13 protein-coding genes and 1 pseudogene are annotated in these 15,756 nt (G+C 68.6%); all 14 read left to right on the top strand.

Annotated features, from left to right (window positions below; genetic code table 11):
- Nucleotides 1-39 precede the first annotated feature (39 nt).
- Nucleotides 40-1,656: a flagellar biosynthesis protein FlhF gene (gene flhF / locus E5790_RS21530; protein ID WP_069116910.1), complete on the top strand. Its 1,617-nt coding sequence runs from the start codon at nt 40-42 to the stop codon at nt 1,654-1,656.
- Nucleotides 1,643-2,530: a P-loop NTPase gene (locus E5790_RS21535; protein ID WP_005416424.1), complete on the top strand. Its 888-nt coding sequence runs from the start codon at nt 1,643-1,645 to the stop codon at nt 2,528-2,530. The genes flhF and E5790_RS21535 overlap by 14 nt, the downstream gene beginning before the upstream one ends.
- Entirely contained in the window at nt 2,527-3,273 is a 747-nt protein-coding gene (locus tag E5790_RS21540) for an RNA polymerase sigma factor FliA (protein WP_014647032.1), read from the top strand. Before E5790_RS21535 ends, E5790_RS21540 begins: the two co-directional genes overlap by 4 nt.
- A 57-nt stretch (nt 3,274-3,330) precedes the next feature.
- Complete coding sequence (gene cheY / locus E5790_RS21545) at nt 3,331-3,723, top strand: chemotaxis response regulator CheY (protein ID WP_005413247.1); 393 nt, start codon at nt 3,331-3,333, stop codon at nt 3,721-3,723.
- Entirely contained in the window at nt 3,723-4,328 is a 606-nt protein-coding gene (locus E5790_RS21550; RefSeq protein ID WP_006442968.1) for a protein phosphatase CheZ, read from the top strand. The genes cheY and E5790_RS21550 overlap by 1 nt, the downstream gene beginning before the upstream one ends.
- A 2-nt stretch (nt 4,329-4,330) precedes the next feature.
- Entirely contained in the window at nt 4,331-6,175 is a 1,845-nt protein-coding gene (locus E5790_RS21555) for a chemotaxis protein CheA (protein WP_069116912.1), read from the top strand.
- A gap of 90 nt (nt 6,176-6,265) precedes the next feature.
- Nucleotides 6,266-7,006, top strand: a complete 741-nt coding sequence (locus E5790_RS21560) for a flagellar motor protein (RefSeq protein WP_005409527.1) — start codon at nt 6,266-6,268, stop codon at nt 7,004-7,006.
- Between the two features lies 1 nt (nt 7,007).
- A pseudogene (gene motD, locus E5790_RS21565) lies at nt 7,008-7,853 on the top strand (flagellar motor protein MotD); the annotation flags it as partial.
- Between the two features lie 175 nt (nt 7,854-8,028).
- Complete coding sequence (locus tag E5790_RS21570) at nt 8,029-8,811, top strand: ParA family protein (protein ID WP_014647028.1); 783 nt, start codon at nt 8,029-8,031, stop codon at nt 8,809-8,811.
- Nucleotides 8,808-10,073, top strand: a complete 1,266-nt coding sequence (locus E5790_RS21575; protein ID WP_111206881.1) for a chemotaxis protein CheW — start codon at nt 8,808-8,810, stop codon at nt 10,071-10,073. The genes E5790_RS21570 and E5790_RS21575 overlap by 4 nt, the downstream gene beginning before the upstream one ends.
- 285 nt (nt 10,074-10,358) lie before the next feature.
- A complete protein-coding gene (locus E5790_RS21580) occupies nt 10,359-10,667 on the top strand; it encodes an STAS domain-containing protein (protein WP_014647026.1) in 309 nt (102 codons plus the stop codon).
- Nucleotides 10,664-11,029 carry a response regulator gene (locus tag E5790_RS21585; RefSeq protein ID WP_005409521.1) on the top strand — a complete coding sequence of 122 codons (366 nt, stop codon included), beginning with the start codon at nt 10,664-10,666 and terminating at the stop codon, nt 11,027-11,029. Before E5790_RS21580 ends, E5790_RS21585 begins: the two co-directional genes overlap by 4 nt.
- Nucleotides 11,030-11,074: 45 nt before the next feature.
- The gene (locus E5790_RS21590) at nt 11,075-13,063 is read left to right on the top strand and encodes a chemotaxis protein CheA (protein ID WP_111206882.1); all 1,989 of its coding nucleotides are present in this window, start codon (nt 11,075-11,077) and stop codon (nt 13,061-13,063) included.
- 371 nt (nt 13,064-13,434) lie between these two features.
- A complete protein-coding gene (locus E5790_RS21595) occupies nt 13,435-15,684 on the top strand; it encodes a methyl-accepting chemotaxis protein (protein ID WP_111206988.1) in 2,250 nt (749 codons plus the stop codon).
- Nucleotides 15,685-15,756: the final 72 nt, after the last annotated feature.

Here is a 15,756-nt window from a genome sequence, read left to right on the forward strand (position 1 = left end):
CCGACCGCCACCCCGCCGTCTTCGCCCCGTGACCACAGCATGAAAATCAAACGATTCGTCGCCGCCGACATGCGCTCGGCCATGAACCTGGTGCGCAAGGAACATGGTCCTGACGCCGTGATCCTGTCCAACCGCCGGATCGAGGAAGGCATCGAGATCGTCGCCGCCGCCAACTACGACGAGAGCGCCGTGCAGCGTGCACTGGAAGCCTCGCGCCGTGACGTCGCACCGCCGCCGGCACCCAAGCCGCGCACCGCCGCCGACGCGGTGATCGCCGCCGTCACCCGCCGCCGCAGCAGCACCCCGGCGCCGGAACCGGTCGCGGCCACCACCTCGGCAGTGGCCGCCCTCGCCCGCGCCGCCGTCGGTGCCACCGGCCGCACCCTGGACAGCGCCGACGAGATCGTGCCGACCCGGGGCAGCACCGGCTTCGCCGCCACCCTGGCCCGCGCCGCCGTCAACGAACCGGCACCGCCGGACCAGATCTTCGCCCCGTTCGCCGAGGCCATCGTTGCACCGGCCGCCACCGTGCCGGCCAACCGCGCGCGCTTCCAGATCGACCCGCCGCACGAGGCGCATCACGAAAGCGTGGCCCCGGCCGTGCAGCCGCCGCCGCTGCCGACCGCTGCCGTGATCGACGCGCAGCCCGGGATCGCCGCCAGCGAACCGGCAGCGGTCGAAGCCGCTATCGAAGCCAGCCCGGCCCCCATGCTGGCCCCGGCACCGACGCTGACCGTGGTTGCCCAGGACGACGCCGAGATCCGCCAGCTGCGCCAGGAAGTGGCCGGCATGCGCCAGGTGATCGAGCGCGAGATGAACCGCTTCACCGACGAGCGCCTGCGTGGCAGCCCGGTGCGCGCCACCGCGCTGGACCTGATGGACGAGTACGGTTTCGACGCCGGGCTGGCCCGCGACGTGGCCATGCAGATCCCGCTGGAAACCGAAGCCCATCGTGGCCGCGGCCTGATGCTGGGGCTGATCTCGCGCAAGCTGCCGATCGCCCCGGTCGACCCGCTGGAGGAAGGCGGCGTGATCGCGCTGGTCGGCCCGACCGGCGCCGGCAAGACCACCACCATCGCCAAGCTGGCCTCGCGCTTCGCCGAGAAGCACGCCCCGCGTGACGTCGCCCTGGTCACCACCGACACCACCCGCATCGGCGCCCGTGAACAGCTGTATGGCTACGGCCGCCAGCTCGGCATCGCCGTGCACGAGGCCAACAGCGGCACCGACCTGGACCAGCTGCTGGAACGCTTGAAGGACTACAAGCTGGTGCTGATCGATACCGCCGGCCTGGGCCCGCGCGACCGTGCCCTGGCCGCCCAGCTGCAGTGGCTGCGCGCCGCGCGCCAGGTGCGCACCCTGCTGGTGCTGCCGGCCAACACCAGCTTCGGCGACATGGACGAGGTGGTGCGCCGCTTCGGTGCGGCCAACCTGCAGGGCCTGGTGCTGAGCAAGCTGGACGAGACCGGCCGCTTCGGCAACGCCCTGTCGGTGGCCGTGGACCACGCCCTGCCGATCACCTGGGTGACCGATGGCCAGGACGTCCCGGAGGACCTGCACCGGGCCAGTGCAGCCAATCTTGTACTTCGCCTTGAAGATTTGCGCCGAGCGGCCGATATGCCCTGCAACCCGGAGTTGAACCATGCCGTCGCGTGAGTACGCCAAGCTGACCAAGACCTTCCCGCTGTCGGCCACCCGCAGCGAGCCGCTCGGCCCTGTGCGCACCATCGCGGTGACCGGCGGCAAGGGCGGCGTGGGCAAGACGAATGTGTCCGCCAACCTGGCGGTGGCGCTGGCCGGCATGGGCAAGCGCACGCTGCTGCTGGACGCCGACCTGGGCCTGGCCAACATCGACGTGATCCTGGGCTTGAACCCCACCTTTACGCTGGCCGACCTGGTGGCCGGCCGCTGCTCGCTGGACGACGTCATCGTCGAAGGCCCGAACGGCGTGCTGGTGGTCCCGGCCGCTTCCGGCCGCCGGCACATGGCCGAGCTTGCCCCGGCCGAGCATGTCGGCCTGGTCAACGTGTTCTCCGAACTGGAACGCGAGCTGGACATCATGGTGGTCGATACCGCCGCCGGCATCACCGACGGCGTGCTGACCTTCTGCCAGGCCGCGCAGGACACCGTGGTGGTGGTCTGTGACGAACCAGCCTCGATCACCGACGCCTACGCACTGATCAAGGTGCTGTCGCGCGAGCGCGGCGTGGACCGCATCCAGGTGGTGGCCAACATGGTGCGCGACCCGAACGAGGGCCGCGTGCTGTACGAGAAGCTGACCCGCGTCTGCGAGAAGTTCCTCGCCGATGTCTCGCTGAACTACCTGGGCTGCGTGCCGCAGGATGACTGGCTGCGCCTGTCGGTGCAGCGCCAGCAGCCGGTGGTGAAGGCCTATCCGTCCAGCCCGTCGGCGCTGGCGATCACCGAGATCGCACGCCGCACCGCGCGCTGGCAGGCACCGACCGAACCGCGCGGTGGCGTCGAGTTCTTCCTCGAACGCATCCTCAAGCAGCGTGGGGTGGCCGCATGAAAGGCGCAGCCCACCAGTACAGGGAAGTCCAGCGCTCGGCGGCCAACGAGGTCATCGCCCAGCATTCGGACCTGGTGCGACGCATCGCCCACCACCTGGCCGCGCGCCTGCCGGCCAGCGTCGAAGTCGATGATCTGATCCAGGCCGGCATGATGGGCCTGATCGAAGCCTCGCGCAGCTACGACGCCGACCAGGGCGCCTCGTTCGAGACCTATGCCTCGATCCGCATCCGCGGCTCGATGATCGACGAGATCCGCCGTGGCGACTGGGTGCCGCGCTCGGTGCACCGCCGTGCACGCGACGCCGCCGCCACCATCCGCCGCCTGGAACAGAGCACGGGCCGTGCCGCCAGCGCCACCGAAGTGGCCGCCGCGATGGAGATGCCGCTGCCGGAATACCTGCGCCTGATGGAAGACGCCGCACGTGGCCAGGTGCTGAGCCTGGAGTCGCGCATCGAAGACCAGGGCGAACTGGATACCGTCGCCCAGGGCGGCCCGACTCCACAACAGGTGCTGGAGCGCGGCGAGTTCGGCCGTGAGCTGGGCAAGGCCATCGGCCACCTGCCCGAGCGCGAACAGCTGGTGCTCTCGCTGTACTACGAGCAGGAGCTGAACCTGAAGGAGATCGGCGCGGTGCTCGGCGTGAGCGAGTCGCGGGTCTGCCAGATCCATGGCCAGGCCGTGCTGCGCCTGCGCGGCCGCCTGAAGATTTTCGAGGCCGTCGACGCCGGCCTGGAAGAATGAACATCCCCGAGGCGACTGCCCCCGGCCGCCCGGAATGAACAACAAAGGAACTCTGCTTTGAACAAGAACATGCGCATCCTCATCGTCGACGACTTCTCGACCATGCGTCGAATCGTCAAGAACCTGCTGGGCGATCTGGGCTTCACCAACACCGCCGAAGCCGAGGACGGGCATGCCGCGCTGTCGCTGCTGCAGAGCCAGCCCTTCGATTTCGTCGTCACCGACTGGAACATGCCGGTGATGACCGGCATCGAACTGCTCAAGGCGATCCGTGCCGACGCCAAGCTGAAGACCCTGCCGGTGCTGATGGTCACCGCCGAAGCCAAGCGCGAGCAGATCATCGAAGCGGCCCAGAACGGCGTGAACGGCTACATCATCAAGCCGTTCACCGCGCAGACGCTGGAAGAGAAGCTGGGCAAGATCTTCGAACGCCTGGCGGCCAGCGCCTGATGGATACCACGGTCGACAAGAACGCCCTCGCCCTGCGCCTGCAGGAAGCCCTGGATGCCCTGGAGTCCGGTGACGAAGCCGCCTGGCGGCAACGCATCGACGGACTGGTCGCGCTGCGCACGCAGCCGATGATGAGCGGCCTCTCGCGGCTGGCCCGAGAGCTGGGGCAGGCCCTGGGCGAACTGCCGACCGTGCCCAGCGAGGCCGGCGAACTGGACGATGCGTGCGCACGCCTGGACCACGTGGTGGCGATGACCGAACAGGCCACCCACCGCACCCTGGACCTGGCCGAGGAATGCCGCAGCCTGACCGAGCAGCTGCGCGCCGAAGGCCTGCAGCCAGGCCAGGACGCGCAGCTCGAGCGCATCCGCCACAACCTGACCGAGATCGCCCTGACCCAGAGCTACCAGGACCTGACCGGGCAGATCATCCGTCGCGTGGTCGGCATCGTCCGCCGCGTGCATGAAGGCTTCGGCGCGCTCGGCCTGCCGCCGGAACAGCATCGCACCGACCCGGAACTGGCCGGGCCGGCACTGAAGGGACTGGACCGCCACGCGGTCTCGCAGAACGACGCCGACGACCTGTTGTCGGATCTGGGGCTGTAAGCATGAGCGCGGTATCCGACGACATCACTGCCGATTTCATCATCGAGGCACAGGAAATCCTGGATCGCCTCGGCGAACAGCTGGTGTCGCTGGAGCAGGCACCGCAGGACACCGAACAGCTCAACGCGGTGTTCCGGGGCTACCACACGCTCAAGGGCGGCGCGGGTTTCCTCGGTGTCACCGCCATGGTCGAGCTGTGCCACGCCGCTGAAGAGGCACTGGGCGCTGCACGTGCCGGCCAGGCCGTGCTGCAGGCCCATCACTTCGACGCCGCCCAGCAATCGCTGGACTACCTGCAGTCGATGCTCGATGCCGTGTCTTCCGGCACCGAGCCGGGCTATGCACCGCCGGACCTGATCGCCCAGTTCGACGTGCATGGCGGTGCAGCAGCACCTGCCGCCGCTGCCGCCGCACCGGCGGCCGGTGCCGGCGACCTGATCACCGACGACGAGTTCGAGGCGCTGCTCGACCAGCTGCACGGTGGCAACGCACCGACTGCGGTGGCGCCGGCAAAGAAGGCCGACGACGGCCTGATCAGCGAAGATGAGTTCGAAGCCCTGCTCGACCAGCTGCACGGTGGCGCCGCACCCGGCGCCAGGCCCGCGGCTGCGGTGGCGCCGGCACCGATCGCCGCCCCGCGCCCGGCCGCCGCACCGGCACCGGTGGCCAAGCCGGCCGCCAAGCCGCTGGCCGAAGCCGAACACACCGTGCGCGTGGACACCAAGCGCCTGGATGCGATCGTCAACCTGATCGGCGAACTGGTGCTGTCGCGCAACCGGCTCAAGACCCTGCGTGCGCGCCTGCGCGACGAGGAGCTGGACCGCGCCGTGTCCACCCTGGACATCGCCACCGCGCGCCTGCAGTCGGCGGTGATGCGCACCCGCATGCAGCCGGTGGGCAAGGTATTCTCGCGCTTCCCCAAGGTCGCCCGCGACGTCGCCCGCTCGCTGAAGAAGGAAGTGGACCTGGAGCTGATCGGCGCCGAGACCGAGCTCGACCGCAACCTGGTCGAAGCGCTGGCCGACCCGCTGGTGCACCTGGTCCGCAACGCCATTGACCATGGCGTGGAAATGCCCGACCTGCGCGAAGCGCAGGGCAAGCCGCGGATGGGCCATGTGCGGTTGTCGGCGCAGCAGGAAGGTGACTACGTCAGCATCGAGGTGCAGGACGATGGCGCCGGCATCGATCCGGAAAAGCTGCGCGCGAAGGCACGCGAGAAGGGCCTGATCGATCCGGAAGCCGCCGCCCGCCTGAGCAGCGAGGAGTGCCTGCACCTGGTGTTCCTGCCCGGCTTCTCGACCAAGCAGCAGGTCACGGATATTTCCGGGCGCGGCGTCGGCATGGACGTGGTGCAGTCGCGCATCCGCGAACTCAGCGGGCAGATCCAGATCCAGTCGGAGCTGGGCCGCGGCAGCCGCTTCCTGATCCGCGTGCCGCTGACCCTGGCGATCCTGCCGACCCTGCTGGTGCAGGCCGGCGAGGACGTCTATGCGCTGCCGCTGGCGCGCGTGATGGAGGTACTGCACGCGCCGCGCACCTCGCTGGGCTGGTTCGATGGCCGTGCCGTGCTCGACCGCCGTTCGCACACGCTGCCGCTGGTCGATCTGCGGCAGTGGCTGGATGTGACGCCGGCCGCATCGACCCTGCTGACCATCGTGGTGCTGCAGGCCGGCGAAGCGCGCTTCGGCCTGGTCGTGGACCAGGTCCGTGGGCGCGAGGAAGTGGTCATCAAGCCACTGCCGAAGGCCCTGCGCGGCCTGCGCGGTTACGCCGGTGCAACCTTGATCGGCGATGGTCGCATGGCGCTGATCCTGGATGTGGATGGCCTGCGCAGCCCGCACGACTGACCCGCTTGCTGAACCCGTAAAACCGTGAAGTCGCACCAGTAGCCCGTACCGGTGTCTCAAGTCCCATTCATACAAGCCGATACCGGATCCATGGATAGACTCAGCCTCATTGGACTCTTTCTCGCCCTGGCCTCGCTGGTCGGTGGCAGCATCCTCAAGGGCGCCGGCCTGGCGTCGTTGTGGTCGCCTGCGGCGTTCGTGATCGTCATCGTCGGCACCGTTGCCGCGATCCTGCTGCACACCTCGCCGGCGGTGTTCAAGCATGCGTTCAAGATCGTGCGCTGGGTCGTGCGCCCGCCGCACAGCGATCGCCGCGAACTGATCCAGCAGATCGTCGAGTGGAGCAACATCGCCCGCCGCCAGGGCCTGCTCGGCCTGGAATCGCAGGTGGAAGCGCAGCAGGACCCGTTCCTGCGCAAGGGCCTGCAGTTGCTGGTGGACGGTGTCGAGCCCGAATCGATGCGGCACATGCTGGAAATCGAACTGGGCAGCCAGGAACACCAGGACCAGGCCGGCGCCAAGGTGTTCGAAGCGATGGGCATCTACGCACCGACGCTCGGCATCATCGGCGCCGTGCTGGGCCTGATCGCGGTGATGAAGAACCTGGCCGACCCGAGCAAGCTCGGCCACGGCATCGCTGCGGCGTTCACCGCCACGATCTACGGCATCGCCTCGGCCAACCTGCTGTTCCTGCCGATCGCCGCCAAGCTCAAGAGCGTGATCTCGCACAACACGCGCGACCGCGAAATGGTCATCGAAGGTCTGATCTCGATCGCCCAGGGCGAGAACCCGCGCAACATCGAAACCAACCTCTCCGGCTTCCTGCACTGACATGGCCCGCCGCAAGCACCACGAAGAGCACGCCAACCACGAAGCATGGGCGATCCCCTATGCCGACCTGATGACGCTGCTGCTCGCCTTCTTCGTGGTCATGTACGCGATCTCGTCGGTGAACGAGGGCAAGTACCGGATCATGGCCGACGCGCTCACCGATGCCTTCGGTGGCGCGCCGCGCACGATCAATCCGGTGCAGGTGGGCAACAAGCAGGTGCAGGGTGGCGGCTGGGACAGCCCGTCGGTGATCAAGTCCGGCACCAAGATCGGACCGTCCGCGCCGGCGCCCTCGCACGACCCGACGCTGCTGCCGTCGATGGCCTCGCAGATGCGCATGCCGGTGTCGGTGCACAACCAGGAGCAGATCGCCCGTGCCGAGCGCCAGCTCAACACGATTGCCGACCGCCTCACCGCCGCACTGGCGCCGCTGATCGACCGCGGCATGATCAGCGTGCGCCGCACGGAACTGTGGATCGAGGTCGAGATCAACAGCGACATCCTGTTCCCCACCGGCTCGGCCGCACTGGACGTACATGCGCGGCAGACCCTGGCCAGCCTGGCCGAGGTGCTGCGCGACGTGCCCAACAGCGTGCGCGTGGAAGGCCACACCGACAACGTGCCGATCGCCACCGCCACCTTCCCGTCGAACTGGGAGCTGTCGGCCGGACGCGCCGCCAGCGTGGTGCATCTGTTCGCCGACCAGGGTGTGCAGCCGTCGCGGCTGGCGATGGTCGGCTATGGCCAGTTCCGCCCGCGCGAAGAGAACGACAGCGCACAGGGCCGCAACCGCAACCGCCGGGTGATGGTCATCATCCTGGCCGACACCTCGCATTCGGTGGACCCGCTCGGCCAGCGCCTGAACGCAGCCACCGGCGCCACCGGCAGCACCGTCACCGAACAGGCCGCCGCAACGCCGGCCAGCGCACCCACCTCCCCCATCGCACCGGTGACGTTGCCACCGGTGCCGGCTGGCAGCCGCGTCGGCGCCGCCGTTCCCCCGGCAATGAAGGAGTAATCCGATGCGCATCTGGGCAGTCGCCAACCAGAAGGGCGGAGTCGGCAAGACCACCACCACCCTCGCCCTCGGCCGCGGCCTGGCCGCGCTCGGCCATCGCGTGCTGCTGATCGACCTCGATCCGCATGCTTCGCTCAGCCGCGCCTTCGGGGTGCCGGTGGACCCGCCGCCGGCCGGCGTGCTGGAGCTGTTCGGCGCACCGCCGGCGGACCTGTCCGGCCTGTGCCATGCCAGCAACATCCAGGGCCTGGACTACGTCTGCGCGCAGTCCGCGCTGGCCACGCTGGAACGCCGTAGCGCCAACCAACCCGGCCTCGGCCTGGCCCTGCAGAACGCGCTGGCGCGCCACCAGGGCCAGCACGACTACATCCTGCTGGACTGCGCACCGACGCTCGGCCTGCTGATGATCAACGCACTGGCCGCAGCGGACCGTCTCATCATTCCGACCCAGGCCGAGCCACTGGCCCTGCACGGCCTGGATGGCATGGTCCGCACCGGCGAGATGGTCGAGCGTTCGCGCCGCCGGCCGCTGCCGATCTCGATCCTGCCAACCCTGTTCGACCGCCGCACCCGCGCCGGCAACGAGTCGCTGCGCACCATGCAGGACCGCCATGGCAGCCGCGTCTGGGAAGATGCGATTCCGATCGACACCCGCATCAGCAACGCCGCCGGGCTGACCCTGCCGAGCGTCGGCGAAGACTACCCGGGGCGTGGCCTGGCTGCCTACCGGCGCGCCTTGAACTGGATCCTCGGCGAGGATGCCCGCGCCCTGGAGCAGGCCGCATGAACAGCACCGGCATCCTCGACGACTACCTGGACGAACTGCTGGGCGAGGCGATCGCCCCGGCCGCCGCTCCCCTCCCCGCGCCGATCAGCACCGCCCCGGCCACGGCCACCGAAGCCGCCGCCGAACGCGAACCCACCTGGGATGACCTGCCGGCCGAGGTGATCTACGAAACCGAAACCGAGAGCGTTGCCGCTGCCCCTGCCGTGGACAATGCCGCACTGGAAGCCGCTTTCGATGCTGCGTCCGCGCCCGTCAGCGTGATCGATGCCGAACGCGAACCCACGTGGGACGACCTGCCCGCTGAAGTGGTCTACGAAACGGATGCCGTCGTCGCGGCCCCGGCCGAGGATGAGTCTGCACTGGAGGCCGCCTTCGAGGCCGCCGCCGCGCCGGCCAGCGCCTCGTCCACCGAACGCGAGCCGACCTGGGATGACCTGCCCGACGAGGTCATCCACGAAACCGCGCCGGCACCCGCTGCGGCCGCTGCGAACACCGGCCCGGAACCCACCTGGGACGATCTGCCGGACGAAGTGATCTACGAGACCGACCCGGCGGACAGCCATCGTCTCGCCCACACCGACAGCCCCGGCCTGCAGGCCGCCTTCGAGGCAGCCGCTGGTGGCGAAGACGTGCCTGCGCCGCCGCCCGCCGTGGTCGCAGCGCCGGTGGCCCCCCCGGCGGCACGCCCTGCACCGGCCCCGGCCGCACGCGCCGCTACGCCGCCGCCGCGCGTCGCCGTCGATGCACCCGCAGGCAACCGCCCCGGCACCTGGCAGGAGCTGCAGGCGCAGGCCCACCAACCGGCCCGCAGCCCGCATCCGCAGAACCGTCGCGCCGGTGAACGCACCTCGCGCTGGCTGCGCCTGCGCTGCGGCACCCAGGCCTATGCGCTGGAACTGCTGAAGGTCCAGGAGGTCGTGCTGCCGGTGCCGCTGCTGCCGTTGCGCGGCACCGCTGCCGCCATGCTGGGCATCATGAACCTGCGCGGCCAGGTGGTTCCGGTGATGGATCTGGGCCTGCACCTGGGCGCGGCTGCCGCCGAGGACGACGCCCAGACCCGCATCGTGGTGCTGGAAGAAGACGGCGAGACCATCGGCCTGCGCGTGTCGGCGGTGGAAGATGTCGCCAACCTCACCGATTCACAGATCGAACCTCCCGATACCGCACGCATCTGCCAGATTTCCAACGACCTGTTCCGCGGCGTGGCCCGCGTCAGCCAGCGCCCGATGATCCTGCTCGACGCCACACGGCTGTTGAGCTGACCCCCAAAAAGGGGACGGAGGGGATTAAGTCGCAAGTGGCTCGGCGCTTGGCGCCGAAGCGGTGCCTGTCGGGGACGCAAGGGGTTGATCCGTTGGATCAACACCTTACATCCCCACTGCGCGGTCGACGTTGCCGAGGGGGCTGCGGCAGAGCCAGGTCGCTTGCGACTTAATCCCCTCCGTCCCCTTTTCAACAGCGACCGCATCGACGCACCACGTCGATTCTTCTAAAGAACCCCACCGGGGTGCCGTTATGGATCACGGAACCGTTTGTCCGGAGCAACGATGAGCACTGTCGAACTGGGTGGGGATCTCGGCATCGAGAGCACTACCGAGCTCAAGAACCGCCTTGCCCCCCTGGTGGAGCAGGCAGGCGAGCTGACCCTGGATGCCAGCCAGGTCGCCCGCATCCACACGGCCGCCGTGCAGGTGCTGTGTGCGTTCGTGCAGGCCCGCCGCGAGGCAGGCCTGGGCACCGGCTTCCACGGTTGCACTGCAACCTTCCGTGACGCCGCGCGCCTGCTGGGCGTCACCCAGGCCCTCGGCCTGGACGTAACCCATGACAACCTGAAATCTGTGGAGAACGCTGCATGAGCGCACGTATCTTGGTGGTGGACGATTCGGCGTCGATGCGCCAGATGGTGTCCTTCGCCCTCACCTCGGCCGGTTTTGCCGTCGAAGAAGCTGAAGACGGCGCGGTCGCGCTCGGTCGCGCCAAGGGCCAGCGCTTCAATGCGGTGGTTACCGACGTCAACATGCCGAACATGGATGGCATCGCGCTGATCCGCGAACTGCGCCAGCTGCCGGACTACAAGTTCACCCCGCTGCTGATGCTGACCACCGAATCTGCCGCCGACAAGAAGTCCGAAGGCAAGGCCGCTGGCGCCACGGGTTGGCTGGTCAAGCCGTTCAATCCCGAACAGCTGGTCGCCACCGTGCAGAAAGTGCTGGGCTGATCGCCCGGCACCGCTCCCCCTCTTCGCTTCCGGACCACCACTGCCATGAGCATGGACCTGCAACGCTTCCACGCCACCTTCTTCGAGGAGAGCCGCGAAGGCCTCGACGCGATGGAGGCTGGCCTGCTGGCCCTGGAATCGGGGCAGCAGGACGCGGAGATCATCAATTCGGTGTTCCGCGCTGCCCATTCGATCAAGGGCGGCGCCGGCACCTTCGGCTTCGACGCGATCGCCGGCCTGACCCACGTGCTGGAAACGCTGCTCGATGAGCTGCGCGCCGGCAAGCGGGCACTGGAAGGCCACGCCGTCGACGCCATGCTGTCTTCGGTGGACGTGCTGCGCGCCCTGCTGCGCGAAGCCGAACATGGCCAGGCTGCCGATCCGGCTGCCGTCGCTGCGGTGAAGGCACGCCTGGAAGCGGTTCTGTCCGGCCAGGCCGCAGCGAGCGCCCCGGCGGCCGCCGCAGCCAAGGTGGACGATACGCCGGAAGCCTGGCAGATCGGCTTCACCCCGGCGCCGTCGCTGTTCATGAGCGGCAACGACCCGCTGCGCATCATCCGCGAACTGGAACACCTCGGTTCGCTGCAGGTCGCCGCGCGCATGGACCGCCTGCCGGGCTTCGCGCAGCTCGATCCGCTCGAAGCCCACCTGGCGTGGGACCTGGGTCTGGTCGGCAAGGTGCCGCGCAGCAAGATCGAAGACACCTTCGCGTGGGTACTGGACGACTGCGAGCTGGACATCCGTCCGGCCGCACCGCCGAGCCTGGCCACCCAGGCGCCGGCCGCGGCTGCTCCCGCTCCGGCGGCAGCGTCGCCGTCGGCACCCGCCGCGCCTGCCGCCAGCGGTGGCGCCAGCCAGGAAGCGGAAACCTCCATCCGCGTCAGCGTCGACAAGGTCGACGCGCTGATCAACCTGGTCGGCGAACTGGTCATCACCCAGGCCATGCTCAAGCAGGTCTCGCATGCGCTGGACCCGGTCCACGCCGAGAGCCTGTTCGCTGGCCTGGACCAGCTTGAACGCAACACCCGCGACCTGCAGGAAGCGGTGATCGGCGTGCGCATGCTGCCGGTCGATGCGGTGTTCCGTCGCTTCCCGCGCCTGGTCCGCGACCTGTCCAGCCGCCTCGGCAAGCAGGTGCGGCTGCGCACCGTCGGCGAAGGTACCGAGCTGGACAAGGGCCTGATCGAGAAGATCGCCGATCCGCTGGTGCATCTGGTGCGCAACTCGATCGACCACGGCCTGGAAATGCCCGACGTGCGCCGCGGTGCAGGCAAGGACGAAACCGGCACGATCACCCTGGCGGCCTCGCACCAGGGCGGCCACATCGTCATCGAAGTCAGCGACGACGGTCGCGGCCTGGACCGCGCCAAGATCCTGGCCAAGGCCAGCGAGCGCGGCCTGGCGGTGCCGGACAACCCGACCGATTCGCAGGTCTGGGACCTGATCTTCCAGCCCGGCTTTTCCACGGCCGATGCGGTCACTGACCTGTCCGGTCGTGGCGTCGGCATGGACGTGGTCCGCCGCAACATCCAGGCGCTGGGGGGCGAGGTGCAGATTGAAAGCAGCCTCGGCGCTGGCACCCGCACGCTGATCCGCCTGCCGCTCACCCTGGCCATCCTCGATGGCATGACCGTGGCGGTAGCCGGTGAGACCCTGATCCTGCCGTTGGCCTATGTGCTTGAGGCGTTGCAGCCGCAAGCCGAGGACATCCGCAGCATGGCCGGCGAAGGCCGCGTGCTGCGCGTGCGCGGTGAGTACCTGCCGATCCTGTCGCTGAGCGAGTACTACGGCTACGGCAACCGTGCACCCGGCAGCGAATCGCTGGTGGTGGTGGTCGAAGGCGATGGCCAGAAGATCGCCCTGGAAGTGGACGAACTGGTCGGCCAGCAGCAGGTGGTGGTGAAGAACATCGAGAACAACTACCGCCGCATCGGCGGGGTGTCCGGTGCGACCATTCTCGGCGACGGCCGCGTCGCATTGATCGTCGACATCGGCGGGCTGGTGCGTTCACTGCGGATGCCGCAGGCCGCCTGATCCACACTGCATGCGTGTACTGGACCGCCGCCCTTCGGGGCGGCGGTTTTTGTTTGCGCGCTCCCCGGCGGTGGGGTCAGATCCCTTTCCTGCGGAAAGGGATCTGACCCCACCTCTTCCGTGAACTCCGTCGGCGCCGTGCTTTCGCATGCAACTACGCCATGCAAGCGAAAGCCCCGCCGCTGCGCCACTTCCGCGCCGTCATCCCTACGCCACCGAATGTGACATGCGTCCATAAAGTCCATCCGGACTGCGCCGCTATTTCGCTTTGACGGCCGTCACCGAACCCCACCGGGCACCACCGTTCGCTCTGCAACCACCCCCAAACCGGCGCACAGACGCCGGCACTCTGCCCACCTGGAGCACCCTGCATGAAGTGGTTCCAAGATCTGCCCATCGCCCGCAAGCTGGCCGTGGGGTTCACCCTTACCACCCTGATGACCCTGGTCCTCGGCGCGTTCGCCCTGCTGCGACTGAGCGAAGCCAACGCGCAGCTGCGCGAGATGGCCGGCAACGATATCCCCTCGGTCCAGCACCTGGGCGAGGCGCGCTCGCAGCTCGGTGAGTTCCGCACCTACGAACTGGCCCAGCTGAGCATGCTCGACCAGCCGGAGAAGGTCGCCGACTACAACAAGCGCATGGACGACACCGCCAAGGCCGTACATGACGAACTGGCGGCGTACGCGGCGCTGCCGGCGCTGGACAAGGAGCGCGAACTGTATCGCGCCGCCAGCAACCAGCTGGATCGCTACTTCGCCGCCAACAAGGCGATGCGCGACGCCGTGGCCGCCGGTGATGGCGCGCAGGCCCAGCAGATCTCCGATGAGCAGTCACGCCCGGCGCGCCGCGACCTGTTCGCTGCGATGAAGGCACTGGGCACCCACATCGCCGGGCAGATGGACGGCAAGATCGCCGACGCCAACGCCACCCATCGCACCAGCATGATCGCCATCATCGGCTGCATCGTGCTGCTGTCGCTGGTGGCCGCCGCGCTGGCCATCGTCATCTCGCGCGCCGTTACTGGCCCGCTGGGCAAGGCCGTGCATGCCATCCAGGCGGTTGCCCGCGGCGACCTCAGCGTCAGCACCCAGGCCACCAGCAAGGACGAAGCCGGCAGGATGCTGGCCGCCACGACCGAGATGACCGCAATGCTCCGCCGCTTCAGCGAGCAGACCCAGCTGATGGCACAGATGCACGCGGGACCGGACATCAGCCATCGCATTCCGGAAGATTTCCCGGGTGTCTATGGCCAGCTGGCCGGCGGCATCAATACGGTGATCTTCGAGCACCTGGATGCGATCCGCGATGCCATCGACGTGCTCAACCAGTACGCCATCGGCAATCTCACCCCGGATGCACGCCGCCTGCCCGGCAGCCGCGCGATCCTGCACGAATCGATGGACGCGGCCAAGGCCAGCCTGCTGGCGATCAATTCGCAGATCCAGCAGCTGGCCGCGGCGGCCGCTGCCGGTGACTTCAGCCAGCGTGGCGACGCACAGCGTTTCCAGCATGACTTCAAGCTGATGATCGAGCATCTCAACACCATGATGCAGGTGGCCGACGGCAACCTCGGCCAGCTCTCGCAGCTGCTGCAGTCGATCGCCGCCGGCGACCTGACCGCGCGCATGGAAGGCCAGTTCAATGGCGTGTTCGCGCGCATGCGGGATGATGCCAACACCACCGTTGCACAGCTGACCCAGATCGTCGGCCAGATCCAGGCCAGCGCCTCCAGCATCACCCTGGCCGCCGGCGAGATCGCCTCCGGCAACAGCGACCTGTCGCGCCGCACCGAGCAGCAGGCCGCCAACCTGGAAGAAACCGCCGCCTCGATGGAGGAACTGACCTCCACCGTGCGCCAGAACGCCGAGCACGCACGCCAGGCCAACCAGCTCGCCATCGGTGCGCACGGTGTCGCCTCGCAGGGCGGTGACGTGGTCGGCCAGGTGGTCACCACCATGTCGGCCATCGAAGCCTCGTCGAAGAAGATCGCCGAGATCATCTCGGTCATCGACGGCATTGCCTTCCAGACCAACATCCTGGCGCTGAATGCCGCAGTGGAAGCCGCCCGTGCCGGCGAACAGGGCCGCGGCTTCGCCGTGGTCGCCAGCGAAGTGCGCACCCTTGCCCAGCGCTCGGCCGCCGCCGCCAAGGAGATCAAGGGCCTGATCGACGACTCGGTCGGCAAGGTTGCCGAAGGCTCCAGCCTGGTCCACCAGGCCGGCAGCACCATGGGCGAGATCGTCGCCTCGGTGCAGCGCGTGACCGACATCATGGCCGAGATCTCCGCGGCCTCGCAGGAACAGTCGGCGGGCATCGAGCAGGTCAACCAGACCGTGGTGCAGATGGACGAAACCACCCAGCAGAATGCTGCGCTGGTGGAAGAAGCCACTGCTGCGGCACGCGCGATGGAAGACCAGGCCGTGCAGCTGGGTGAAGCCGTGGCCCGCTTCCGGCTGGCATCGCAGGGCACGATGGCCATCCCGGCACGCCCGCTGGCCGCACCGGTACCGCGACAGGTCGCAGCCGCCGCGCCTGCGGCAAAGCCGGCCCCGGCACGTGCGCTGCGCACGGCAACGGCCCAGCCGGCGCTGGCCACGGACGGCGACTGGCAGGAATTCTGACAGAAGCACGGGGTCAGATCCCTTTCCTGTGGGAAAGGGATCTGACCCCTTACGCGTGGAAAGTGATGCAAA

The sequence above is a fragment of the Stenotrophomonas sp. PAMC25021 genome (assembly GCF_004795795.1).
GTDB classification, from domain to species: Bacteria; Pseudomonadota; Gammaproteobacteria; order Xanthomonadales; family Xanthomonadaceae; genus Stenotrophomonas; species Stenotrophomonas muris.

Bases quoted from the DNA above. Each gene is read 5' to 3' on its own strand.
- E5790_RS21555 (WP_069116912.1), top strand. From the start codon at position 4,331: ATGAGCGCGGTATCCGACGACATCACTGCCGATTTCATCATCGAGGCA.
- E5790_RS21540 (WP_014647032.1), top strand. From the start codon at position 2,527: ATGAAAGGCGCAGCCCACCAGTACAGGGAAGTCCAGCGCTCGGCGGCC.
- flhF (WP_069116910.1), top strand. From the start codon at position 40: ATGAAAATCAAACGATTCGTCGCCGCCGACATGCGCTCGGCCATGAAC.
- E5790_RS21585 (WP_005409521.1), top strand. From the start codon at position 10,664: ATGAGCGCACGTATCTTGGTGGTGGACGATTCGGCGTCGATGCGCCAG.
- E5790_RS21570 (WP_014647028.1), top strand. From the start codon at position 8,029: ATGCGCATCTGGGCAGTCGCCAACCAGAAGGGCGGAGTCGGCAAGACC.
- E5790_RS21580 (WP_014647026.1), top strand. From the start codon at position 10,359: ATGAGCACTGTCGAACTGGGTGGGGATCTCGGCATCGAGAGCACTACC.
- E5790_RS21560 (WP_005409527.1), top strand. From the start codon at position 6,266: ATGGATAGACTCAGCCTCATTGGACTCTTTCTCGCCCTGGCCTCGCTG.
- E5790_RS21535 (WP_005416424.1), top strand. From the start codon at position 1,643: ATGCCGTCGCGTGAGTACGCCAAGCTGACCAAGACCTTCCCGCTGTCG.
- E5790_RS21575 (WP_111206881.1), top strand. From the start codon at position 8,808: ATGAACAGCACCGGCATCCTCGACGACTACCTGGACGAACTGCTGGGC.
- E5790_RS21590 (WP_111206882.1), top strand. From the start codon at position 11,075: ATGAGCATGGACCTGCAACGCTTCCACGCCACCTTCTTCGAGGAGAGC.
- E5790_RS21550 (WP_006442968.1), top strand. From the start codon at position 3,723: ATGGATACCACGGTCGACAAGAACGCCCTCGCCCTGCGCCTGCAGGAA.
- E5790_RS21595 (WP_111206988.1), top strand. From the start codon at position 13,435: ATGAAGTGGTTCCAAGATCTGCCCATCGCCCGCAAGCTGGCCGTGGGG.